Origin of the sequence: Zavarzinia sp., assembly GCF_041650655.1 — a bacterium.
Lineage (GTDB): Bacteria > Pseudomonadota > Alphaproteobacteria > Zavarziniales > Zavarziniaceae > Zavarzinia.
Map to the genome: position 1 here is coordinate 60,397 of NZ_JBAZKR010000003.1, position 23,137 is coordinate 83,533.

The 23,137-nt window shown below is 69.2% G+C and carries 24 protein-coding genes and 1 pseudogene; 5 read left to right on the forward strand and 20 right to left on the reverse strand.

Features of this window, described 5'->3' with window-relative positions; translation table 11 throughout:
- Nucleotides 1-60 precede the first annotated feature (60 nt).
- The 12 genes from cobA to WC493_RS01410 all read right to left on the reverse strand — a co-directional run bounded on the left by cobA (nt 61) and on the right by WC493_RS01410 (nt 13,297).
- Nucleotides 61-903: a uroporphyrinogen-III C-methyltransferase gene (gene cobA / locus WC493_RS01355; protein WP_373061726.1), complete on the reverse strand. Its 843-nt coding sequence runs from the start codon at nt 901-903 to the stop codon at nt 61-63.
- Nucleotides 875-3,520, reverse strand: a complete 2,646-nt coding sequence (locus WC493_RS01360; protein ID WP_373061728.1) for a molybdopterin-dependent oxidoreductase — start codon at nt 3,518-3,520, stop codon at nt 875-877. The genes cobA and WC493_RS01360 overlap by 29 nt, the downstream gene beginning before the upstream one ends.
- 2 nt (nt 3,521-3,522) lie before the next feature.
- Complete coding sequence (nirD, locus tag WC493_RS01365; RefSeq protein WP_373061730.1) at nt 3,523-3,855, reverse strand: nitrite reductase small subunit NirD; 333 nt, start codon at nt 3,853-3,855, stop codon at nt 3,523-3,525.
- The gene (gene nirB / locus WC493_RS01370; protein ID WP_373061732.1) at nt 3,852-6,302 is read right to left on the reverse strand and encodes a nitrite reductase large subunit NirB; all 2,451 of its coding nucleotides are present in this window, start codon (nt 6,300-6,302) and stop codon (nt 3,852-3,854) included. The genes nirD and nirB overlap by 4 nt, the downstream gene beginning before the upstream one ends.
- 1 nt (nt 6,303) lies before the next feature.
- Nucleotides 6,304-7,104, reverse strand: coding sequence for an ABC transporter ATP-binding protein (locus WC493_RS01375; protein ID WP_373061734.1), 801 nt, complete (start codon nt 7,102-7,104; stop codon nt 6,304-6,306).
- 11 nt (nt 7,105-7,115) lie between these two features.
- Nucleotides 7,116-7,982: a nitrate ABC transporter permease gene (gene ntrB, locus WC493_RS01380; protein ID WP_373061736.1), complete on the reverse strand. Its 867-nt coding sequence runs from the start codon at nt 7,980-7,982 to the stop codon at nt 7,116-7,118.
- A gap of 14 nt (nt 7,983-7,996) precedes the next feature.
- Nucleotides 7,997-9,286: a CmpA/NrtA family ABC transporter substrate-binding protein gene (locus WC493_RS01385; protein WP_373061738.1), complete on the reverse strand. Its 1,290-nt coding sequence runs from the start codon at nt 9,284-9,286 to the stop codon at nt 7,997-7,999.
- Between the two features lie 407 nt (nt 9,287-9,693).
- Nucleotides 9,694-10,950, reverse strand: a complete 1,257-nt coding sequence (locus tag WC493_RS01390; RefSeq protein ID WP_373061740.1) for a CmpA/NrtA family ABC transporter substrate-binding protein — start codon at nt 10,948-10,950, stop codon at nt 9,694-9,696.
- The gene (locus WC493_RS01395) at nt 10,947-11,549 is read right to left on the reverse strand and encodes an ANTAR domain-containing response regulator (protein ID WP_373061742.1); all 603 of its coding nucleotides are present in this window, start codon (nt 11,547-11,549) and stop codon (nt 10,947-10,949) included. The genes WC493_RS01390 and WC493_RS01395 overlap by 4 nt, the downstream gene beginning before the upstream one ends.
- Nucleotides 11,550-11,625: 76 nt before the next feature.
- On the reverse strand, nt 11,626-12,264 hold the full coding sequence (locus WC493_RS01400; RefSeq protein WP_373061744.1) for an EF-hand domain-containing protein: 639 nt from the start codon (nt 12,262-12,264) through the stop codon (nt 11,626-11,628).
- A 106-nt stretch (nt 12,265-12,370) separates the two neighbouring features.
- Nucleotides 12,371-12,973: a Spy/CpxP family protein refolding chaperone gene (locus tag WC493_RS01405; RefSeq protein WP_373061746.1), complete on the reverse strand. Its 603-nt coding sequence runs from the start codon at nt 12,971-12,973 to the stop codon at nt 12,371-12,373.
- Between the two features lie 78 nt (nt 12,974-13,051).
- Nucleotides 13,052-13,297 carry a GlsB/YeaQ/YmgE family stress response membrane protein gene (locus WC493_RS01410; RefSeq protein ID WP_373061748.1) on the reverse strand — a complete coding sequence of 82 codons (246 nt, stop codon included), beginning with the start codon at nt 13,295-13,297 and terminating at the stop codon, nt 13,052-13,054.
- Nucleotides 13,298-13,406: 109 nt separating this feature from the next.
- Between WC493_RS01410 and def the strand changes: the two genes are divergently transcribed.
- Together def and WC493_RS01420 are read left to right on the forward strand one after the other, a co-directional pair.
- A complete protein-coding gene (def, locus tag WC493_RS01415) occupies nt 13,407-13,928 on the forward strand; it encodes a peptide deformylase (protein ID WP_373061750.1) in 522 nt (173 codons plus the stop codon).
- Between the two features lie 4 nt (nt 13,929-13,932).
- Nucleotides 13,933-14,595 (forward strand): COQ9 family protein, encoded by a 663-nt coding sequence (locus tag WC493_RS01420; RefSeq protein ID WP_373061752.1) that lies wholly within the window; start codon nt 13,933-13,935, stop codon nt 14,593-14,595.
- Here the strand turns inward: WC493_RS01420 and WC493_RS01425 are convergent.
- The 3 genes from WC493_RS01425 to WC493_RS01435 are packed head-to-tail and all read right to left on the reverse strand — an operon-like array spanning nt 14,592 to nt 16,446.
- On the reverse strand, nt 14,592-15,755 hold the full coding sequence (locus WC493_RS01425; protein WP_373061754.1) for a 5-(carboxyamino)imidazole ribonucleotide synthase: 1,164 nt from the start codon (nt 15,753-15,755) through the stop codon (nt 14,592-14,594). The two genes, WC493_RS01420 and WC493_RS01425, sit on opposite strands and share 4 nt — an antisense overlap.
- Nucleotides 15,752-16,240 carry a 5-(carboxyamino)imidazole ribonucleotide mutase gene (purE, locus tag WC493_RS01430; RefSeq protein ID WP_373061756.1) on the reverse strand — a complete coding sequence of 163 codons (489 nt, stop codon included), beginning with the start codon at nt 16,238-16,240 and terminating at the stop codon, nt 15,752-15,754. Before purE ends, WC493_RS01425 begins: the two co-directional genes overlap by 4 nt.
- A gap of 5 nt (nt 16,241-16,245) precedes the next feature.
- The gene (locus tag WC493_RS01435) at nt 16,246-16,446 is read right to left on the reverse strand and encodes a YdcH family protein (RefSeq protein WP_373061758.1); all 201 of its coding nucleotides are present in this window, start codon (nt 16,444-16,446) and stop codon (nt 16,246-16,248) included.
- Nucleotides 16,447-16,503: 57 nt separating this feature from the next.
- Between WC493_RS01435 and WC493_RS01440 the strand changes: the two genes are divergently transcribed.
- From WC493_RS01440 to WC493_RS01450, 3 genes are all read left to right on the forward strand, one after another.
- Nucleotides 16,504-16,971 carry a TIGR02444 family protein gene (locus tag WC493_RS01440; protein ID WP_373061760.1) on the forward strand — a complete coding sequence of 156 codons (468 nt, stop codon included), beginning with the start codon at nt 16,504-16,506 and terminating at the stop codon, nt 16,969-16,971.
- Between the two features lie 108 nt (nt 16,972-17,079).
- Nucleotides 17,080-17,328: a hypothetical protein gene (locus tag WC493_RS01445; RefSeq protein ID WP_373061762.1), complete on the forward strand. Its 249-nt coding sequence runs from the start codon at nt 17,080-17,082 to the stop codon at nt 17,326-17,328.
- 140 nt (nt 17,329-17,468) lie between these two features.
- Complete coding sequence (locus WC493_RS01450; protein WP_373061764.1) at nt 17,469-18,167, forward strand: DUF1223 domain-containing protein; 699 nt, start codon at nt 17,469-17,471, stop codon at nt 18,165-18,167.
- 6 nt (nt 18,168-18,173) lie between these two features.
- Here WC493_RS01450 and WC493_RS01455 read toward each other — a convergent pair whose 3' ends face one another.
- From WC493_RS01455 to WC493_RS01475, 5 genes and pseudogenes are all read right to left on the reverse strand, one after another.
- On the reverse strand, nt 18,174-18,719 hold the full coding sequence (locus WC493_RS01455) for a sarcosine oxidase subunit gamma (RefSeq protein WP_373061766.1): 546 nt from the start codon (nt 18,717-18,719) through the stop codon (nt 18,174-18,176).
- The gene (locus WC493_RS01460) at nt 18,712-21,651 is read right to left on the reverse strand and encodes a sarcosine oxidase subunit alpha family protein (RefSeq protein WP_373061768.1); all 2,940 of its coding nucleotides are present in this window, start codon (nt 21,649-21,651) and stop codon (nt 18,712-18,714) included. Before WC493_RS01460 ends, WC493_RS01455 begins: the two co-directional genes overlap by 8 nt.
- Nucleotides 21,648-21,908 carry a sarcosine oxidase subunit delta gene (locus tag WC493_RS01465; RefSeq protein ID WP_373061770.1) on the reverse strand — a complete coding sequence of 87 codons (261 nt, stop codon included), beginning with the start codon at nt 21,906-21,908 and terminating at the stop codon, nt 21,648-21,650. The genes WC493_RS01460 and WC493_RS01465 overlap by 4 nt, the downstream gene beginning before the upstream one ends.
- 92 nt (nt 21,909-22,000) lie before the next feature.
- Nucleotides 22,001-22,816 (reverse strand): hypothetical protein, encoded by an 816-nt coding sequence (locus WC493_RS01470; protein WP_373061772.1) that lies wholly within the window; start codon nt 22,814-22,816, stop codon nt 22,001-22,003.
- Between the two features lie 62 nt (nt 22,817-22,878).
- Nucleotides 22,879-23,137: pseudogene (locus WC493_RS01475) on the reverse strand (aromatic acid decarboxylase); the annotation flags it as partial.

Here is a 23,137-nt window from a genome sequence, read left to right on the forward strand (position 1 = left end):
CACTCCTGAGACGGCCGACGGATTCTGCGGGGCCGCCGCCGCGGGTGCAAGCGCCGGCCTTCAGCCCACTTCGCGCCGCCGGAGACTGTCTGCCGCCTCGGCTTCCGCTGCGACCAGGGCGTCACCGATCGCGATCAGGATCGGTTCTTCGAGGCCTAGGGTGCCGGCGCCTTCGGCGAGACTGGCGAGCGTGCCTTGCCAACGCGCCTCCTCCGGCCGCGAGACGGCGCGGACGGCGACCGCGGGGGTAGCGAACGGCAGGCCCGCGGCAGCCAGTCGTTCCACCAGGGCGGCGACCGTGCGCCCGCCCATATAGATCACCAGGGTGGTATGGGGATCGGCGAAAGCGTCCCAGTCCAGCGCTTCGGGCAGGTGGCCGTGGCGGGAATGGCCGGTGACGAAACGGACCGACTGGGCATGGTCGCGGTGGGTCAGCGAGATCCCCAGGGCCGAGGCCATGGCCAGTGCCGCCGTGATGCCGGGCACCACTTCGACCGGGATGTTCTCGGCCCGCAGGCGCTCGATCTCTTCCCCGGCGCGGCCGAAGATCATGGGATCGCCCGATTTCAGGCGCACCACATGCTTGCCGGCCTTGGCGAGCTTCACCATCAGGGCGTCGATGTCCGCCTGCTTGCAGGAGGCACGGCCGCCCCGCTTGCCGACGGCGAAGCGGCGCGCCCTCTCGTGCACGAGGTCCAGGATGCCGTCGCCGACGAGGTCGTCGAACAGCACGACATCGGCCGCCTGCAACGCCTTCACCGCCTTCAGGGTGAGCAGGTCGGGATCGCCCGGCCCGGCGCCGACCAGGGTGACCCGTCCGGTGCCGCGCGCTGCCACGGGGGCATCCCGGCGGCCGCCCGGGATCACGGTGACGTCAACCGGCTTCCGCGACTTTGCAGGCATCGATCAATCTCCCGATTTCCATGCGGCAGGAACCGCAGTTGGTGCCGGCCTTCAGGCAGGCGCCGACGGCCTCGACGCTATGCGCCCCGCCTCCGATCGCCTGCACGATCTGGTTCACCCCGACCGAGAAGCAGGAACAGACGATGGCGCCCGGATCGGCGGCACCGTCGCCCGCCCGGCCCGCGAGCAGGCGCAGCCGTTCGGCCGGATCGACCGCCTGGCCGAGCCGGCCGAGCACCCAGCCGCGCGCGATCTCGACCGGCTCCGGCGCCACGAAGAGGGCGGCGGCGAGCCGCCCGCCTTCGAAGACGGCGAAGCGGTAACGGCCGTGGGCGGCGTCGTGATAGGCCAGCACCTCGGCCCCCGGGGCGGGACACAGCAGGCGTTCCATCTCGTCCCGCCAGTCGGCCGGGCGGCGGCTGTCGGCCAGTTCCAGGCGGAAGCCGGCCTCGGCCGGGGCGAGCGCCCAATAGTCCGGCGCGCCGAGGACGGGGCGCCGGACCGAGACCGCGAAACCATGCCAGGCGGCGCGATAGGGGCGCAGCGAGACCGGGGTGAATTTCGATTCCGGCTGGCCCGACTGGGGATCGACATGGGGCGCGACCAGGGCATCGACGCGCGAGCGCGAAGCCTGCTGTCCGGTCCAATGGATCGGCGCGAAGACCGAGCCTTCGCGCTGGCGCTCGGTGACCAGCACGCGGAGCAGGGCGGCGCCCCTCTCGCTCTCCACGAGCGCGAGGGCGGCGGGGGCGAGGCCGAGACGCGCCGCATCCCGCGGATGCACCTCGACGAAGGGTTCGGCGTAATGGGCGGTCAGGCGCGGTGTCTTGCCGGTCCTGGTCATCGTGTGCCACTGGTCGCGCACGCGGCCGGTGTTCAGCACGAAGGGGCGCGCTGGGTTGGTCGCACTCTTCGGCGCGCGGGGCGGGGTCGGTACGAAGCGGGCGCGGCCGTTGGGCGTGTAGAAACGGCCATCGGCGAAGAAGCGTGGCGCCGTCGTGCCATCGGCCCGCAGCGGCCACTGGAAGGGTTCCAGGGCGTCGTAGCTGTCGGCTTCGATCGCCTGGAAGGCGCCGAGATCGAAATCCCGCGTGGCCGCATTGCCCGCGGCCGAGAGGGCGGCATGTTCACGGAAGATCGCGGCCGGACCGTCCCACTCGAAACCGTGGAAACCCATGCGTTTCGCGACTTCGGCGACGATCCACCAGTCCGGCCTGGCTTCGCCGGGCAGGGGCAGGAAGCTGCGCTGGCGCGAAATCCGGCGTTCCGAATTGGTCACCGTGCCGTCCTTCTCGGCCCAGGCGGCGGCGGGCAGCAGGACATGGGCGTAACCCGTGGTGTCGGTCGCGCGCACGATGTCGGAAACGACGACGAAGGGGCAGGCGGCCAGCGCTTCGGCGACCAGGTCGGCTTCCGGCAGGCTGGCGACCGGATTGGTCGCCATGATCCAGAGCGCCTTGACCCGGCCCTCGCGCACCGCCCGGAACAGCTCGACCGCCTTCAGCCCCGGCTTTTCGGCGAGCCGCGGCGCCTGCCAGAAGTCGGCGACCAGGGCGCGGTGGCCGGCATTGTCGATCTCCATATGGGCGGCGAGCTGGTTGGCGAGGCCGCCCACCTCGCGTCCGCCCATGGCGTTGGGCTGGCCGGTGACCGAGAAGGGGCCGAGGCCGGGGCGGCCGATGCGCCCGGTCAGCAGGTGGCAGTTGATGATCGCATTGACCTTGTCGGTCCCGGCGCTCGACTGGTTCACCCCTTGGGAATAGACCGTGACCACCTTCTCCGTCGCGGCGAAAAGCCGGTAGAAGCGGAGCAGAAGCTCTTCCGGCAGGCCGGTCGCCTCGGCGGCGCCGGCCAGGCCGCAGACCGCGGCGGCCGCCAGCGCCGCGTCGAGGCCGCTGGTATGCTCGGCGACGAAGCGCTGGTCGACTACATCGTGGCGGGCGAGATGGTCGAGCAAGCCGTCGAACAGGGCGACGTCCGAGCCGGGGGCGAGGCCGAGGTGCAGGTCCGCGAGTTCGGAGGTCGCGGTGCGCCGCGGGTCGATAGTAACCACGGTGATGCCGCGCGCCGCCTTGGCCGCGGCCAGGCGCTGGAACAGCACGGGATGGCACCAGGCGAGGTTGGAGCCGACCAGGACGACGAGATCGGCCTGTTCCAGGTCCTCGTAGGTGCCGGGCACCGTATCGGTGCCGAAGGCGCGCTTGTGCCCCGCGACCGAAGACGACATGCAGAGCCGGCTGTTGGTATCGATATTGGCCGAGCCGATGAAGCCCTTCATCAGCTTGTTGGCGGCGTAATAATCCTCGGTCAGCAATTGGCCCGAGACATAGAAGGCGACCGCATCCGGCCCGTGTTCGGCGATCGTCCCGGCGAAGCGGCGGGCGACATGGGATAGGGCAAGGTCCCAGGTCGCCCGCGCGCCGCCGACCACCGGATAGAGCAGCCGGTCGTCGAGCGAAAGGGTTTCGCCGAGGGCCGATCCCTTGGAGCACAGCCGGCCGAAATTGGCCGGATGTTCGGGATCGCCCGCGATCGCCACCGTGCCGTCAGGCCGCGACGTCGCCAGGACACCACAGCCGACGCCGCAATAGGGGCAGGTGGTGCGGGTCGCCGTCATGGTCAGCGCAGCGCCGAAAGGTCGATCAGGATGCGGCCGGCTTCGGTGCGCAGCGGGATCACGGGCGTACAGCCCGTGTCCGCCCCGCGCGCGGCGCCAGTCGAAAGATCGATCACCCAATTATGCAGCGGACAGGCGACGCCATCGTCATGCACGATGCCCTGGCTGAGCGGCCCGCCCTTGTGGGGGCAGCGGTCGCGCAGGGCGAAGAGCGTGCCGGCGGCGGTGCGGAAGACGGCGATGTCGCCCTTTTCCGAGGTGATGACGCGAGCGCCGCGCAGCGGCACGTCTTCGACCGTGCCGACGTCGATCCAGAGTTCCGCCATGGCGTTCATTCCGCTGCCTCCAGGGTTTCGAGCCGGGCCAGGGGGCGGAATTCATGGGCTTCCGCACCCGCGACCCGCTCGGCCCAGGGATCGACCTGGGCGAATTGCTGCGAGAAGACGAAGCGGGCGAACAGCGCCTTCCGCTTCTCGACATCGTCCAGCACCTGGGCGCGGATCGAGTCGACGCCGACCCGTTTGGTCCATTTGTAGATACGCTCGAGGTAACGCGCCTGCTCGCGGTAGGCCTGGAGCAGGGCGACGATCACCTCGAGCGCCTCGTCCTCGGTATCGACATGGCCGAGCACTTCGGTCCCTTTGATGTCGAGCCCGGCGGCCCCGGCGAAATGGATGTCGTAACCCGAATCGACACAGATGACGCCGATGTCCTTGCAGGTCGATTCGGCGCAGTTGCGCGGGCAGCCGGAGACACCCATCTTCACCTTGGCCGGGGTCCAGGAACCCCAGGTGAATTTCTCGATGCGGATGCCGAGGCCGGTCGAATCCTGGGTGCCGAAGCGGCACCATTCGGAACCGACGCAGGTCTTCACCGTGCGCAGCGCCTTGCCGTAAGCATGGCCGGAGACCATGCCGGCGGCGTTGAGATCGGCCCAGACCGCGGGCAGGTCCTCCTTCTTGACGCCGAGCAGGTCGATCCGCTGGCCGCCGGTCACCTTGACGGTCGGAATGGCGAATTTGTCCGCGACGTCGGCGATGGCGCGGAGTTCGGCTGCGGTGGTGACACCGCCCCACATGCGCGGCACCACGGAATAGGTGCCGTCCTTCTGGATATTGGCGTGGACGCGCTCGTTGATGAAGCGCGACTGGCTGTCGTCCTCGTATTCCCCGGGCCAGGCGGCGAGCAGGTAGTAGTTCAGCGCCGGCCGGCATTTGGAACAGCCGCAGGACGTCTTCCATTCCAGTTCCTGCATCACCGCAGGCACGGATTTCAGCCCCTTGGCCAGGATCAGGCGGCGCACGTCGTCGTGACCCAATGTGGTGCAGGCGCAGATCGGCATCACGGCGGCGCGGGCGAATTTCTCGCCCAGCGTGAGCTGCATCAACTGCTCGACCAGGCCGGTGCAGGAACCGCAGGAGGCGGAAGCCTTGGTATGGGCCCGTACCTCGTCCAGGGTGGTCAGGCCCTTTTCCGTGATGGTGCCGGTGATCTTGCCCTTGCACACGCCGTTGCAGCCGCAGATCTCCGCCTCATCCGGCAAGGCTGCAACGGCCGCCATAGGGTCCAGGGCGGCACCACCGACGAAAGCCTGACCGAAGATCAGCGTGTCGCGCATCTCGGTGATCGGCGCGCCCTTGCGGAGAAGATCGAAGAACCAGCCGCCATCGGCGGTCTCGCCATACATGACGGCGCCGATCAGGCGCTCGTCCTTGATCACCAGGCGCTTGTAGACGCCACGCGCGGCATCGCGCAGCACGATCTCCTCGCGGCCTTCACCCTCGGCGAAATCGCCGGCGGAGAAGAGGTCGACGCCGGTCACCTTCAGCTTGGTCGAGGTGACCGAGCCCTCATAGGCGGCGGAAGCGTCGCCCGCGAGCTGCGCCGCTACCACCTTGGCCATTTCGAACAGCGGCGCCACCAGGCCGTAGCATTGGCCGCGATGCTCGACGCATTCGCCGACCGCGAGGATCGCCGGGTCGTCGGTCCGCATGTGGTCGTCGACCAGCAGGCCGCGGTTGACCGCGAGGCCGGCGGCTTTGGCCAGCGTCGCGTTGGGCCGGATGCCGACCGCCATCACCACGATGTCGGCCGCGATTTCGGTGCCGTCGTCGAGTCGGACGCCGGTCACGCGGCTCTCGCCCAGGATCGAATGGGTATTGGCGCGGGTGATCACCCGGATCCCACGGGCTTCCATCGCCTGCTGCAGCAGGTGGCCGGCGGCGACGTCGAGCTGGCGCTCCATCAGGGTCGGCATCAGGTGCAGCACGGTGACCTCCATGCCGCGCATCTTGAGGCCCGCCGCAGCCTCGAGGCCGAGCAGGCCGCCGCCGATGACGACGGCCGAACCGCCCTTCTCGGCGGCGGCCAACATGGTGTTGACGTCGTCGAGATCGCGGTAGGCGACCACGCCGGGCAGCTTGTGCCCGGGCACCGGCACGATGAAGGGCATGGAACCGATGGCGATCAGCAGCTTGTCGTAAGGGGCGACCGTGCCGTCCTTCGCGGTCACGGTGCGCGCCGCGCGGTCGATCGCGACGATCTCCCTGCCCTTGACGAGATCGATGCCACGGCCGGCATACCAGGCGTCGTCATGGGTGACGATCTGCTCGAAGGTCTTTTCGCCCGAGAGCACGGGGGAGAGCAGGATGCGGTTGTAATTGACCCGGGGCTCGGCCCCGAAGACGGTGATTTCGTAGGCGCCGGGGGCCTGCTCGGTCAGGTGCTCCAGCACCCGGCCGGCGGCCATGCCGTTGCCGACGACGACGAGGCGTTCGGTCATTTCAGGCGGCCTCCACCTTGTTCATGGCATGGCGCGCGTAGAGGAATTCCATCACCGCGGCGCGGGCCTTCACGTAACGGGGATCGTCGGCCAGGGTCAGGCGGTGGCGCGGGCGGGGCAGGTCGACGGTCAGAATCTCGCCGATGGTGGCGGCCGGGCCGTTGGTCATCATCACGATCCGATCGGACAGCAGCACCGCTTCGTCGACGTCGTGGGTGATCATGATCACGGTGTTGGCGAGGCGGGCCTGGATCTCCATCACCTTGTCCTGGAGCTGCGCCCTGGTCAGCGCGTCGAGCGCGCCGAAGGGTTCGTCCAGAAGCAATACCTTGGGTTCCATCGAGAGGGCGCGGGCGATACCGACGCGCTGCTTCATGCCGCCCGAAATCTCGCCGGGCTTGCGCTCGACCGCATGACCCATGCCGACGAGGTCGAGGTTGTGCAGCACCCAGTCGCGCCGTTCGGCCCGGCTCTTGGTCTTGCCGTGCACCTTGTCGACGGCCAGCTTCACATTGTCGTAGACCGAGAGCCAGGGCAGCAGCGAATGGTTCTGGAACACCACCGCGCGCTCCGGCCCCGGTTCCTTCACTTCGCGGTCTTCGAGCAGGATCGCGCCGGTCGTCGTTTCCAGCAGGCCGGCGACCAGGTTGAGCAGGGTCGACTTGCCGCAGCCGGAATGGCCGATGATCGAGATGAACTCGCCCTTGGCAACCTTGAGGTCGATGTCGCGGAGCGCCACGAAGGGGCCGCGTTCGGTCTCGAAGCTGACGCCCACCTGTTCGATCGAGAGATAATTGCCCATGATCCGTCTCCTCAGGTGCGGGTGGTGCCGGCGACCATGTTGCCGAGCGCGCCGATCAAGCGGTCGAGCACGAAGCCGACCAGGCCGACCGCGATCAGGGCGACGATGATTTCGCTGATCAGCGAGGAATTCCACGCGTCCCAGATGAAGAAGCCGATGCCGACGCCGCCGATCAGCATCTCGGCCGCGACGATGGCGAGCCAGGACAGGCCGATACCGATGCGAAGCCCGGTGAACATGAAGGGCACGCTGGCCGGCAGCATGATCTTGAAGAAGAATTCCGGGCCGGAGAGGCGCAGCACGCGGGCGACGTTGCGGTAGTCCTGCGGGATGTTGCGGATGCCGACCGCGGTGTTGAGGATGATCGGCCAGATCGAGGTGATGGCGATCACGAAGATCGCGGAGGGATTGGCGGCCTGGAAGGCGGCCAGCGAGAGCGGCAGCCAGGCCAGCGGCGGCACCGTGCGCAGCACCTGGAAGATCGGGTCGAGTCCGCGGAAGGCGAGGCTCGACTGGCCGATCAGCACGCCGAGCAGGACACCGAGCACGGCCGAGATGGTGAAACCTTCGGCGACCCGCGTCAGGCTCGCCGTGATCTGCCAGAACAGGCCCTTGTCGGTGCCGCCGTGGTCGAAGAAGGGATCGGAGATCAGGTCCCAGGTGTCCGTCACCACCTGGCTCGGCGCCGGCAGCGGTGCATGGCCACCCCGGCACAGAAGCTCCCACAGGCCGAGCAACAGCACCAGCATGACCAGGGGGGGCAGGACGGCGGCGAGCCGCCGACGCAGCCAGCGCAGCACCGCCGCGCGCTCGATCTGGATCCGGCGGAAGGACCGCAGGGTCGGAAATTTGCTCATGGTTTCGGTCTGCACGGTCATGGGCTGTGCCCTCCTCAGACGGCCTTGATGGCGAGGCTCGCCAGATATTCCGCGGGGTTTTCGGGGTCGAAGCTCTTGCCGTCGAAGAAGGTCTCGACACCGCGCGAGGTACCGGCCGGCAGGTCGGTGACGCCCAGCGTCTTGGCCGCGTCGAGCCAGAGGTCCTGGCGGTTCACCTTGGCGATCAGGGCCTTGGTGTCGAGATCGCCCGGCTGGTAGCCCCAGCGGATGTCTTCGGTCAGGAACCAGAGGTCGTGGCTCTGATAGGGGTAGGAGGCGTGATTGGCCCAATATTTCATGATGAAGGGGCTGTTCTCGACCTTGCGGCCGTCGCCGTAGTCGATCTCACCCTTGGCACGGCCCAGGATGTCTTCGACGGGCACCTTGAAATAGTCGCGGCCGCCGATGATCTGGCACATCTCTTCCTTGTTCTCGAGTTTGTCGCACCATTGCGCCGCTTCCTGCACCGCCATCAGCATGGCCTTGGCGGCTTTGGGATTGGCGTCGACCCAGTCGGCCCGCATGGCGAAGGCTTTTTCCGGATGGTCGGCCCAGAGTTCGCCCGTCGTGAAGGCGGTGAAGCCGATCTCCTGGCGCACGAGCTGGGCATTCCACGGCTCGCCCACGCAGAAGGCTTCCATCGTATTGACCTTCATGTTGGCGACCATCTGGGGCGGCGGCACCACGATGGTGGAGACGTCCTTGTTCGGATCGATGCCGTTGGCGGCCAGCCAATAGCGCATCCAGAGGTCGTGGGTGCCGCCCGGGAAGGTAACCGCGCACTTCACTTCCTTGCCCTCGGCCTTGGCCTTGGCGAAGGCCTCGCGCAGCGCATCGGCCTTGGTGGTCACGCCCATGCCCTTGTAGGCGGCGGCGACCGAGATGCACTGGCCGTTCAGGTTGAGACGCGACAGGATATACATGGGAACCGGGATGTTCCCCTTGGTGACCCGCCCGGTCGAGATCAGATAGGGCATCGGGGTCAGGATATGGGCGCCGTCGATGCCGCCGCCGGCCGAGCCGAGTTCGATGTTGTCGCGCGTCGCCCCCCAGGAGGCCTGCTTCTGCACGGCGACGTCGGTCATGCCGTATTTGGCGAAGAAGCCCTTCTCGCGGGCGACGATCAGGGGCGCCGAGTCGGTCAGCGCGATGAAGCCGAGGGTCGCCTTCGCGGTCTCGGGGCCGGCCGTCTCGGCGAAGACGCCGGCCGGAAAGGCGCTGTTCACGGCGCCGAGGAGGGCGGTGGTGGCGGAAGCCTTCAGCAGGGTGCGGCGGGTGATCTTTTGCGTAACCACAGTCTTCACGTGAACTCTCCCTGACGATTGAATGAAAAAGGCCGCGCGACAGGAGACGAAACCCGGAGGGGGGGAGTCGGATCTGTCGGCGGCCTTGCCGTGAAGCCCGTCGATGGACTTCTATGAAACTGGATGCCCGAAGGCGGATGTCGAAGCGCCGGAGGCGGTGCGCGGCGGTAATCCGCCCGGTTGCACGCGCTGTTTCCGACACCGGCCGACCGTCGTTGGTCCGGCCTCGTCGCGGCGGACCATCGTTGGCCCGTTCGTTCCGATTACAGCAGGAAGCGTGCCAACGGGCGCGCACCCGGGGCGATCAGGAAAATCAGGCACTTGGCGCGGGCGCTTGGTGCCCTCGCGGGCGGCAGTGCCGCCCATTTCACCACGGGGGTGGCGAAAATTTGTGCAGTGCGATGGATTCAGCCTTCGAGCGGACCGGGGCCCTTGATCTCGAAGCTGGCGACATAATCCTCGATCAGGTCGGGGTCGAAGACGCGGCCGTCGAAGAAGCCGTCGGGGCCGAGGAAGAGCCGGCCGCTCGCCGTGGCGACCGGGGTTTCCATGGTCAGCGTGCCCTCGACCTTGGCGCTGGCGTTGGGCAGGGCGACGCCGAGCGGGCCGAGGGCGCGGCGGTAGATGTCCGGCCGGACCGACTTCCGGGCGATCTCCAGGGTCTGGGGCGTCAGTTCCGCCTGGCCCCAGCGCACCATCTGGGAAAAGAACCAGAGGCCGTGGGAAATCCACGGGAAGGTGGCGGCGCGGCGCGAGAAATAGCGGAATTCCGGGACGAGCTGGGGCTGCCCGGCGCCGAGGGCGATGCGGCCGGTCAGGCCGGCCATCAGGGTCGAAGGGGCGACGTCGAGATAGGTGGTGGACGACAGGAGGTCGACGATCGCCTCCGCGTTCTTCGGCGAATCGGCCCAGACCGAGGCCCGGTGCATGGCGCGCAGCAGGGCGCTGGCCGCCTCCGGATTTCGCTCCGCCCAGTCGAGCCTCATGCCCAGGACCTTTTCGGGGCTGGAGCGCCAGATCGCCGTCGTCGTGGTCGCGATATGGCCGACCCCGGCGACGACCGAGGCGCTGTTCCACGGCTCGCCCACGCAATAGCCGTCGATATGGCCGCCAGCCAGGGCGTCGGACATATAGGGCGGCGGCACCACGGTGAGGGCGATGTCGTGGCGCGGGTCGATGCCGACCGCGGCGAGCCAGTAACGCAGCTCGTAATTGTGGCTGGAGTAGGGGTGCACCACGGCAAAGGTGAGCCGCGGCAGGCCCGCCGCCTTGCGTGCTTCCACGACCTGGCGCAGTGCCGTCGCCATCAGCATGGGATCGCCGCTGTTGTCGGCGCCGGCCAGCGTCATGCCGTGCCAGACCGCGTTGGAGACGGTGATGGCATTGCCGCCGAGGCCCATGCACATGGGCGTGATCACGGCGCCGCCGAGCGGGGTCAGCCCGAGCGAGGCGGCGATCGGCATGGGCGCCAGCATATGGGCGACGTCGAAATGGCCGAGCGCCACCCGGTCGCGGATATTGGCCCAGGAATGTTCGCGCACCAGGACGAGGTCGATGCCCTCCTCCTCGGCGAAACCCTGAGTCTTGGCCAGGATCAGGATCGCCGCATCGAGCAGCGGGATGAAGCCGGCGCGGATGGTGACGGTCGGTGCACTCGCGGTCATGGCTTCCCTCCAGACAGCAGGTCTTCTGCCGTCACGACACTCTGGGCAACTTCGGCGATCCGCCGGTTCTCGTTCATCGCGGTCCGCCGCAGCAGGGCGTGGGCTTCGGATTCGGCGATGCCGCGGCGGCGCATCAGGATGCCTTTGGCGCGGTCGATCACCTTGCGCTCTTCGAGGGCGCGGCGGGTCTTGTGCAATTCTTCCCGCATGCGGGCGAAGGCGTTGAAGCGGCTGATCGCCGTTTCCAGGATCGGTTTCACCCGGTCCTTCTTCAGCCCGTCGACGATATAGGCGGACACGCCGGCATCGATCGCCGCTTCGATCATTTCGCGGTCGGAGCGGTCGACGAACATGGCGATCGGCCGGGCGATGGCGCGGCTGACCACGAACATGTGTTCGAGCACGTCGCGGTTCGGATTTTCGAGGTCGATGAAGACGACGTCCGGGTCGGCGTCGACGATGGCGCGCACCGTGGGCCGTGTCTCGGTCAGGACCGTGATATTCGTGAAGCCGGCTTCCCGCAGCCCCTCCTCGATCACCGAGGCGCGGATGCGGTTGTCATCGATGACCAGGATGCGTAGGTCCGAATCGCCGCCCAAGCGTCACCATTCCGTCAGAATCGACATTTCCCTCTCAGGATCGACGGTTGCGCTGCACTGCGCAACCGTCTCCATGTCATTCTTCCGGGCAATAGGCGGCCAATTCGTCGGCGTCGAGTTTGCCGTCGTGGTTGGTGTCGAGCTTGGCGAAGCGTTCCTTCACCCTGGCTGCCAATTCTCCTTCGGTGACCCGGAAATCCAGGTTGGCGTCGGCGGCCATGACCGGATCGGGAATCCCGCGCAGCGCGAAAGTGTTGCCGCCGGGGTGCAGGGTCTCGCGTTTCTGGGTCGGATCGGCGCCGCCCGAATGGCCTTCCTGACGGATGACTTGGTCGGCATAGGCGGCAGGTGCCGTCTTGTCGCGGTAAGCGGTCAGTTCCGCCGGCGTCACGAAGTGATCGTGGTTGGTGTCGATCTCGGCGAACAGGGCGGTGGCATCGCCCAGGGCTTCGTCGAGCTCGAGCAGGTCGTCGCCGTTCTTGTCGGCCGTCTTGAGCCAGGACGCCGTGACGTCCGGGCATTCGGCCTTGGGGTCGCTGCTCAGGATGCGGCCCGCCAGGCTGGTCGGTGGTGCGTGGTGCGTGGTTTCGGTCGCTCTCATACCGGGCGGCGGGCCATGGCGGACGGGGCCGTCGTCGCCGCAGGCGGCGAGAAGGCCGAGCGGCAGGACCAGGGCGGCGACAGAGAGACGAAGGGACGGCGAGCAGACCTGCATGGCGGTTCCTCGATTCGCAGGAGCGACATGGTTTCACGTCCGCCCTGCCGTGCCATCGACGAAAATGCCCCGGCCTGAGGGCGGCCGGGGCATCGCGACGGGTGCCTTACTGGGCCTGGGGCGCGTCGGGGGGCGGCGCGTCCGGCGCCGGGCCGTCGGGCGGGGGCACATCGGTGCCCCGCCCATGGTGCCGGTGATCCGGGCGATAGCCGGCCGCCATCGGGCCCCCATGTCGCGGACCATCGAGGATCTGCTTCTGGGCGTCGCTCAGCGTCGGGTAGAGCGCGGCGAGCGCCGGCTGGGTCGCCTTCAGGTTCTCCAGTTGGGCGGTCAGCATGGCGATCCGGCTCGCCTGGCGGTCGACCAGGGAGGGCCGCGCCGCCGCACCATCGGCCTTCGGCACCGCGGCGAGGCAGGCGTCGCGGGCCTTGGCGTCGGCCGCCTGGGCGGCCGCCTTATAGGCCTGCCACAGCGACTTCTGGGCATCGGTCGGCGCCAGCCGGGTTTCGAGATAAGTGACGCGGCTGACGTCGCGGGCATAACGGTCCTGGCAACGCTCGGCCATGGCCTCGGGCGTCGGGGGCGTGCGGCGGGCGGCCGGATGGGACTGCGGGGCGGCAGCATCGGCCGCGAGAGCCGTCCCGGCGCCGAGGGCGACGCTTCCCAGCGCCGCCAGCAGGCCGAAGGCCGCTAGTTTGCCTCGATTCATTGTGGTGATCCTTCTGATCGGTTTCGTCTCGTCGCGACACCGATAAGAACGGACCACCCCTGGTTTTCCTGCGCTGGCTCAGGTGGCAGCGCGCCACACCACCAGGAAGATCACGGCGCCCAGCACCGAGATGCCGATCGAGCGGAAGTCGAGCGAAGTCGCCTCGCCCCAGCCGATTCGGGTGCCGATATAGCCGCCGATGAAGGCACCCACGATGCCGACCAGCGTGGTCCAGATCAGCCCACCGCTGTCGTGGCCGGGGACCAGGAATTTGGCGACCAGGCCTGCGATGAGGCCCAGAACGATCCAGGAAAGCCAACCCATGACGATCTCCTCGTTTGCGGGGTATCCTCACTATAAGGCAATCCCCGCCGCACAGGTGGTTCCCCGGTAACGCTCTTGCAAGCCGGCGGTCTTCGGCCATCATGCGGGCATGAGTGTGCGGCCGATCCTTCGCATGGGACACCCCGTCCTTCGCCGCCGGGCCGATCCGGTGGGCGATCCGACGCGCCCGGAGATCGCCGCCCTGGTCGAGGACATGGTGGAAACCATGCAGGCCGCCCATGGCCGCGGCATCGCCGCGCCGCAGATCGGCGTGTCGCTCCGCCTGGTGGTCTTCCACGCCCCGCTCGGCGACGAGAATGCCCGCGGCATCGAGGATGCGCCCCTGACCGTGCTGGCCGATCCCGTGATCGAGGTGCTGGATCCGGTGATGGAGAGCGATTGGGAGGGCTGCCTCTCGGTTCCCGGCATGGCCGGCGTCGTGCCGCGCGCCCGCGCCATCCGCTACCGCGGGCTGGACCTTTCGGGCCAGCGGGTGGAGCGTGTCGCCCACGGCTTCCACGCCCGGGTGGTGCAGCATGAATGCGACCATCTCGACGGCATTCTTTATCCTCAGCGGATGGCGGATATCGGCACGCTCCGCTTCCTGGACGACGAGAGTTTCGAGGACTGACTTCATGATGGCCGACACCGCCGACGACCTGGGCCAGCGCCTGCTCGACGAAATGCTGCCCAACGTGCCCTTCGACGGCTGGTCGGTCGCCGCCATCAGCAATGCCGCCAAGGCGCTCGGGGTCGATCCGGCGCTGGCCCGGAACGCCTTCCCGCGCGGCCCGGCCGATGCCATCGCGCTGCATTCGGCAAGGGCCGACCGGCGCATGGTCGAGGCGCTGCAGGCGGCCGACCTCGCCCGCCTGAAGATCCGCGAGAAGGTGGCGCTCGCCGTGCGCAGCCGGCTCGAACAGGCGGAGCCGGAACGGGAAGCGGTGCGCCGCGCCGTGCAGTTCCTGGCCCTGCCGCCCGGCGGGCCGCTCGCCGCCAAGCTGCTCTACCAGACCGTCGACGCGATCTGGCAGGCGATCGGCGATACGTCGACCGATTTCAGCTTCTATTCGAAGCGCGCGATCCTGGCCGGGGTCTATTCCGCGACCCTCGCCTATTGGCTCCAGGACGACAGCGAAGGCCGGCACAAGACCTGGGAATTCCTCGACCGCCGGATCGGCGACGTGATGACGCTCGGCAAGCTGCGCGCCCGGCTCGATCCCCTGCTGAAGAACCTGCCGTCGCCGGTCGAAGCGCTGGAGCGCCTGCGCCGGGCGATGGACGACCGGCGCTCTTAAGGTCCCTCGACGGCCCGCTTCAGGGCCGTGATCGCCGCCTCGACATCGGCGCCGGCGGGCAGCAGGCGGGTGACATGGCCCATCTTGCGCCCGGGCCGTGCTTCCGCCTTGCCGTAGAGATGCAGGTGGGCGCCTTCGGCCAGCAAAAGCCGTGCCCAGGCGCGGGCGTCGTCGCCGATCAGGTTCAGCATGATCGAGCGCCCGCGGGAAATCGGGCAGCCCAGCGGCAGGCCCAGCGCCGCGCGCGCCGCCTGCTCGAACTGGCTGGTCTCGGCCCCCTCGATGGTCCAATGGCCGGAATTATGCACCCGGGGCGCCATCTCATTGACCAGCAGCCGCCCGTCGCCGGTGACGAAGAATTCGATCGCCAGCACGCCGACATAGTCGAGCGCGATGAGGAAATCATGGGCGATGGTCTGGGCCAGCAGTGACAGGGCCGGGGTCAGCAGGGGCGCCGGGGCGATGCTGACATCCAGGATATGGTGGCTGTGGCGGTTCTCGACCGGATCGAAGACCGCGACATCGCCGCCCAGGCCCCGGGCCGCGACCACCGAAATCTCCGCGACGAAATCGACGAAGCCTTCGAGGATGGCGGGGGCGCCCTTCATGGCGGCGAAACCGGCATCGACATCGGCCAGCGTCCGGATGATCGCCTGGCCCTTGCCGTCATAGCCGAAGCGCCGGGTCTTCAGCACGGCGGGCAGGCCCAGGGTCGCGATGGCGGCGTCCAGGTCCGCCCGGCTGTCGACGGCGCGGAAGGGGGCGGTTTCGGCGCCCTGGTCGTTGGCGAAAGTCTTTTCCACCAGGCGGTCCTGCGCCGTCGCCAGCGCCTTGGCGCCGGGGCGGACCGGCACCCGGGCAGCCAGGAAATCGACCGTCGCCGCCGGCACATTCTCGAATTCATAGGTGACGGCATCGACCGCGGCGGCGAAGCGGGCCAGCGCCGCCTCGTCCTCGTAAGCGGCGATGGTGGTCGCGGCGGCGACCTGGCCTGCCGGCGGATCCGCCTCCGGCCCATAGATGTGGCAGCGGTAGCCGAGGTTGGCGGCGGCGATCGCGATCATGCGGCCGAGCTGGCCGCCGCCCAATATGCCCAGGGTGGCGCCGGGCGGCAGGGCGTCGGGGCTGAGGGCGACCGGCTTCGGTGCCGCGTCGCTCATTCGACCGTCTCCGGCACGCCGTCGGTCTGGCGTTTGCGGAAGTCGACCAGGCGGGCGTCCAGCGCGGGATCGGCGAGCGCCAGGATCGAGGCCGCCAGCAGGCCGGCGTTGATCGCCCCGGCCTTGCCGATGGCGAGGGTGCCGACCGGCACGCCGCCCGGCATCTGCACGATCGAAAGAAGCGAATCCTGCCCCTTCAAGGCATGGCTCTCGACCGGCACGCCGAGCACGGGAAGGTTGGTCAGCGAAGCCACCATGCCGGGCAGATGGGCGGCGCCGCCGGCCCCGGCGACGATCACCTTGAGGCCGCGGGCCTTGGCTTCCTTGGCATAGGCGAACAGCCGCTCGGGCGTGCGGTGGGCGGAGACGACCTTGGTCTCGTAGGGGACACCCAGGCTGGCCAGGGTTTCGGCGGCATGGGTCATGGTCGGCCAGTCGGAACGGCTGCCCATGATGATGCCGACCACGGGGGAAGGATTGGTCATGGCGATCAGGCTATGATGTCGGGCAGGAGCTGGCTGTTCAGCTTCAGGATCTGGTCCTTGAGCTGGAGTTTGCGTTTCTTCAGGCGCTGGACCTGAATCTGATCGAAGGGGGGATTGGCGCTCAGGGCATCGATGGCGGCATCGAGATCGCGGTGTTCCTGCGTCAACTCTTTCAGCTTACGCTGCAGTTCTTCCTCGTCCACCATGCCCGATGCTGTCCCCACAACGGAAAGAGGGGCTTTATATCATGTCTGGCCGCGACCATGAACGCTTCTGACATGCCGGCCGCGACAGAATTCTGGGCCTGGTCGCTGGCCGTCTACGGCCGCCCCGGGGGCGCCGAGACCTGCCTTCGCCTGCAGGACGAGGCGGGGCTGGACGTCAACCTGGTGCTCCTGCTCCTCTATCTGGCGGCGACCGGCCGCCGGCCGCTCGGCGCGGCCGAAGTGGCGGCGCTGGACCGGGCGGTGGCGCCCTTCCGGCTCTATGCCCTGGGCCCTGCCCGGGCGGCGCGTCGGGCCTTGAAGGCGCAGGGCGGCCCTCCTTACGCGGCGGCCAAGGCGGCCGAGCTCGATCTCGAACGGGAAGCGCAGCGCCAATTGGTCGCCGCCCTGCCGGCCCTCGCCCCGGACGCCCGCCCGGCCGAGGAACTGGCCGGCCTCAACCTGGCCGCCTATGGCGTGACCGAGGATTATCGATCGATCGCTAAAAAAATTCTGCCGGTGCCGTAACCTCGGCTCCGGCCTTCGCGAACCATCAGACGGAACCGATGAAGTATCGGCGCCGGCCGGTGGCAGGTTGTTCTGCGGCCGGTCTCGTTCCCCTGACCGGAGCCTGACATGACCAAGACCAGCATGACCCTCGCCGCCGCTGCCGCCGCCCTGTTCTCGGCCGGCGCCATGATGCTCTCGCCCGTCGCCGCTTCGGCGGCCGGCGTGCACTGCATCGGCGGCAACGCCTGCAAGGGCCAGAGCGCCTGCAAATCCGGCAACCACGAATGCAAGGGCCTGAACGCCTGCAAGGGCCAGGGCTTCGTCGAACTGCAGGACGAGTCGGCCTGCAAGGCGGCCGGCGGCCACGTCGGCTGAGGCCGAGGCGCGACGGCGGCAGGGACCACGCCCCCCGGTCCCTGCCACACCGTGGCGTCGCGGAAAGGGGCGTGTCTGCCCCGCATCGCCCCTTTCCGCCACCGCCCCTTCATCAAAGCCGCCGATTGCCGGAGGCATTCATGCGCTTCATCTTGGCGGCCGCCGCGCTGGCGGCCCTGGCCGGTACTATAACGCCTGGTGATACGGCCCGCGCGGCCACGCGGCCGGTCGTGGTGGAATTGTTCACGTCCCAGGGCTGCTCGTCCTGTCCGCCGGCCGACGACTTCCTGCGCGAGCTCTCGGCGACGCGGGCCGACGTGCTGCCGCTCGCCTTTCACGTGACCTATTGGAACAGCCTCGGCTGGCGTGATCCCTTCTCGCTCGAGCTCGGCACCGAGCGCCAGCGCCTCTATGCGGCACAGCTCGGACTGCGCCAGATCTATACGCCGCAGATGGTGATCGACGGCCGCTTCGACGCGGTCGGCTCCGACCGGCCGTCGGTCGGCGACGCGATCGCCCGGGCCGCGGCCGAAGACGAGACCATCCCCGTTACCGTAAGCCGCGACGGTGCCGGGATCGTGACCGAAGTCGCCCCGGGCAGCGCATTCGGCGTGGTCTTCCTGGTCGGTTACGACCGCCGGCACGAAACCGCGATCGGGCGGGGCGAAAACGGCGGCCGTACCCTGGTCGAAGCCAATATCGTGCGCAGCTTCCAGTCCATCGGCCGTTATGACGGTGCCGCGCTGAAACTCCGCCACGCACTGCCGGCGGGCGAGGCAGCCGCCGTCCTGCTACAGCGGCCGGACGGCGCCATCGTCGGGGCCGCCCGGCTGGAGTGAGCCTGGTTACACCGCGCCGCCGGCACCGGCCAGGAAATGGGCGAAACTGCCGGCGTAGCTGCGGAACACCGCGAGGTCGAAGGTCGGCGCATCGTCGACCTGCCACAGGATCGTGCCCATATGCTCGACCTGGGTGACCGCGGCGCCGCCCGGGCCGAAGACCGCGGGGTCGAGGTCGATGGCGACGCCCTTGGCCAGCAGCTCGAAAACACCGGGGCCGGAAAGGCGCAGCACGCCGTAGCCGTGCGACTGGTCGACGACCGCGGCGCAGCCTTCCAACAGGCCGGCCAGGCGCGCCGGCAGTTCCGGATCCTCGGCGACGGCGAGCCAGGTGGACGGCCCGGTCGCGACCAGGCGAAAACCTTCGGCGAGCGAACAGCGCGGCCCTTCCGCGAGATCGAGGCCGAATGCCTCCTTCAGGCGGCGGCCGACCTCGTCCCTGCCGCCGCGCAGCAGGGCGACATGGGCGAGGCCGAGGTTCCGGCGCTCGGTCACGGTGACGCCGGCCGGGGCGGGCAGTTCGGCAAAGGCGGGGCGGGCGGGTTCAGCCATGGAGCCGTCGTCCTTCGGGATCGTAGAACACGGGCGAGCAGACCTCGACTTCGATGTCGCCGCCGCGCACGGGATCATAGGCGCGCACCCTCTCGCCCAGGCGGGACGGGCCGCGTACCAGCAGGCCGAGGCCGATCCAATGGCCCAGCATGGGCGAGAAGGCGACCGAGGTCATGTGACCTTCGGCATTCTCGATCGTGGCTTCGGCGCCGGGGCGCAGGAAATGGGCGCCGGCACGCAGCCGGTGGACGCGGTCGACCGGCTTGAAGCCGACCAGCGCCGGCCGCGCCGGGTCGGTCAGGCCGGGCCGGCCGGCCAGCACCTTGCCGATGAAGTCCTTGCCCTTGGCCATCATCCGGCCGAGGCCGAGGTCGGCCGCCGTGGTCTGGCCGTTCAGCTCGTTGCCGGCGACATGGCCCTTCTCGATCCGCATGACGCCGAGCGCCTCGGTACCGTAAGGGACGGCGCCCAGGGCGCAGACGCGGCGCATGAAGGCGTCGCCATGACCGGCCGGCAGCGCCACCTCATAGGCCCGCTCGCCCGAGAAGGAGAGGCGGAACAGGCGGATCGGCAGCCCTTCGAAGCGGAAGGCGGTGACCCCCATGTAGGGCAGGGCGGCAACGTCGACAACGTCGCCGAACAGGCGCTGCAACAGGTCGCAGGCATCGGGGCCGGCGATCGAGAATTGGCCCCATTGCTCGGTCACCGAGAAGCAGGCGACGTCGAGCTCCGGCCGCAGCACCTGGCGGCAGAACTCTAGGTGTTGCATCACCTTGGCGGCGTTGGCGGTGGTGGTCGACATGACGTAATGCGTCTCGCCGAGGCGGGCCGTGGTGCCGTCGTCCATGACGATGCCGTCTTCGCGCAGCATCAGGCCGTAGCGCGCCTTGCCGACGGCGAGCGTCGAGAAAGTATTGGCATAGACGAAGTCGAGCAGGGCGGCGGCCCCCGGCCCCTGGATGTCGATCTTGCCGAGGGTGGTGACGTCGCAGATGCCGACGCCGCCGCGCACCGCCTTCACCTCGCGGTTCACGGTCGCCAGCCAGTCGTCCTCGCCCGGGCGGGCGTACCATTGCGCGCGGAGCCATTGGCCGACTTCGACGAAACTCGCACCGCTCTCCGCCGCGAAGTCATGCGAAGGGGTGAGGCGGCTGGGGCGGAAATGGCGGCCGCGCGCGGTGCCGCCGAAGGCGCCGATGGCGACAGGCACATAGGGCGGGCGGAAGCGGGTGGTGCCGGTCTCGGCGATGCCGCGGCCGGTCAGTTCCGCCATCAGGGCATGGCCCAGCAGGGCGGCGTTCTTGCCCTGGTCGGTCGCCATGCCGAGGGTGGTGTAACGCTTCAGATGCTCGACCGAGCGGAAGCCCTCGCGCGCGGCCAGCGCCACGTCCTTGGTGGTGACGTCGTTCTGGAAGTCGACAAAGGCCTTGCCCTTGGCGCCTTCGACCTGCCACAGCGGGCGCACGGCGCTGGCGTCGGGGCCGGCCGCCGGCACGGGCGACGGGGCGGCGCCGGCCGCTTCGGCCCCCAGGCGGAAGCCGTCGGCCAGGCAGTCGGCCAGCGACAGGTGGCCGGCGGCGGCCCCGGCGACGGCCATGCCGGGCGGCAGCCGGCCGGCGGGCACGAAGGCGGCCAGGGCCTCGTCGAAGTGGGGCTTGGCGCCCAGATGGGTGGTCAGGGCCAGGGCCGGGTTCCAGCCCCCGGCGACGGCGAGGAGATCGCAGGCGATACGCTGCCGGCCCCGCCCGTCCTGCACTTCGACGGCGCGAAGGGCGCGGCCGCCACGTGTCGCGGTGACCCGGGCGCCGGTCAGGACCTGGGCACCGGCCCGGCGCGCCACTTCGGCCAGGGCGGGGTCGACCTCGGCCCTGGCGTCGATCACGGCGGCGAGTTCGACGCCGACGGCGGCGAGATCGGCCGCGGTCTTCCAGCCGTCGTCGCCGGTGGTGAACAGCACGGCGCGCCCGCCGGGCGCCACGGCGTAACGATTGAGATAACTGCGGACGGCGGCGGCGCTCATCACGCCCGGCCTGTCGTTGCCGCCGAAGGGCAGGGTGCGTTCCACGGCACCCGCGGCCAGGATGCAGCGCCCGGCGACGATCCGCCAGAGGCGCTGGCGCGGCATGCCGGGCGGCGGTACCGGCAGGTGGTCGGCGACCCGCTCCAACGCGCCGTAAGTCTCGCCGTCATAGGCGCCGAAAACGGTGGTCCTGGTCATCACCCGGACGCTGGGCAGGGCGGCCAGCTCGGCCGCCGCGACGGCGGCCCAGTCGGCGGCCGGGGCACCGTCGATCTCCAGCCGGTCGGCGAGCAGGCGGCCGCCCAACTCCCGGTCTTCCTCCACCAGGATGACGCGGCGCCCGGCGCGGCCGGCGGCCAGGGCGGCGGCGAGGCCGGAAGGGCCCGCCCCGATCACCAGGAGGTCGCAGAAGGCATTGGCCTTTTCGTAAGTGTCCGGATCCGCCTCGCCCGAAGCCCGGCCGAGGCCGGCGGCACGGCGGATCGCCGGCTCGTAGAGCTTTTCCCAGAAGGCGGCCGGCCACATGAAGGTCTTGTAGTAGAAGCCGGCGACGAAGATGGGCGAGAACAGGGAATTGACGGCGCCGACGTCGAAGCCGAGGGAGGGCCAGCGGTTCTGGCTGGTCGCTTCGAGCCCGTCGAAGAGCTCGATCGTGGTCGCCTTGGTGTTGGGTTCGCGCCTGGCGCCGCTGCGCAATTCGACCAGGGCGTTCGGCTCTTCCGAGCCGGCGGTGACGATGCCGCGCGGCCGATGGTATTTGAACGAGCGGCCGACCAGGCCGACGCCTTCGCCGAGCAGCGCCGACGCCAATGTATCGCCCGCGAAACCCGAATAGGCCTTGCCGTCGAAGCTGAAACCGAGCGGGCGGCTGCGGTCGATCCGGCCGCCGTTCTGCAGGCGCCGGCCGCTCATGCCGGCCTCGCCAGATGGGCCGCGAAAATCTCGTGGCTCAGGGTGTCGCGCTCGACCACCAGCCATTGGCGGCAGCCGGCGGCGTGATACCAGAATTCCCGATGCCGCCCGGCGGGATTGTCGCGCAGGTAGACGGCTTCGAAGAAGGCGCGCCCGGCATCGGGCGTATCGGCCGCGGGGCGGGTGGCGTCGGCATCGCCCAGATAGGCGAATTCGGCACTGTCGCGGGGGCCGCAGAAGGGGCAGGGCAGGCGCATGGCGGGTCCGTTCGATCGGCCTTCAGCATCCGTCCCGCTCCCCCGCCGGCCATGACTGTAAGCGACAGATGCTGTCCTGTTCACGACGTCCCCTAGCCCCCGCCGGGGAATTCCATCCGCTCCACCGTCCGCACCAGGCGGACGAAGGGCGCGTCGGAGACCCTGTTGGCGCCGCGAAAGGGATCGTCGAGCAGGATGATCAGGGCCAGCACCAGGGCGATCGAGGCGGCGATCGCGGCAGTCGTCGCCAGATGCATGTCGAAACGCTCCGGCCCCAGGAGATAGCCGAAGAGCACGATGAGGGCGGCCCCGGCCACCACGTTCCACCACAGAATGGGCGGCAGCCCGGCTTCGGCGGCGCGGTAACGGCCGCGCCTGGCGTCATAGAGGGCATTCAGGTTGCGCATCATCTCGCCCGCCGCGATGGCGGTGACCGGATCGATGCCATGCAGGCCGGAGAGCGCGAGATGGACGCGGTCGAGCAATTGCCAGCCGGCGGCATCCTCCTGCCCGCCCATCATCAGGGCCGGCCATTCGTCGGCGATCACGCCTTCGGCATAGACGAAGAGATCGTGCCGGATCCTGTCCGCCGCCTCGGCCGGCAGGCCGGCGGTGCCGCGATAGAGATTGCCGACCAGGTCGGCCTCGCTCTGCACCAGGGTCTCCGCATGTTTGAAATCGTCCCACACCGCGACGGCGATGAAGGCCAGCAGCACGGCGTAGATCTTGCTGACCGCGCCGAAGGTGAGGCTCATCAGCTCGTTGTGGGAACGCCGCAAGCCGTGCGGCACCAGGAGGTGAACGGCGACATGGCCGGCGCAGGCGATCAGGACGACCCCGCCCACGATGACCAGCACCGATGCCGTGGTCGGCAGGTCGAGCAGCCAGTCGTTCACCCTGTCGATCATGCCCGTATCCCCCGCGTCGCCTCGCCTTCTGGTTCGCTCGGCCGGGGGGCGGGGTTACGGCCCTATTCCGCCTTGGGCTTGGCGGCGGGCTTGGGGCGGCTTCGCTTGCGGGGGCGGGCGGTCTCGCCCCAGCGGCGCACCGGGGCGGCGTTGAGGTCGAAGAGGTCGAGGGCGCGGCCCACGGTCTGGCGCGCGGCGTCGTCGATCGAGGTGAGATCGGCGTAATAGGCGGGCACCGGCGGCATCACCACGGCGCCCATCTCGGTGACCGCGGTCATGGAGCGGAGGTGCCCCAGGTGCAGCGGCGTCTCCCGCACCAGG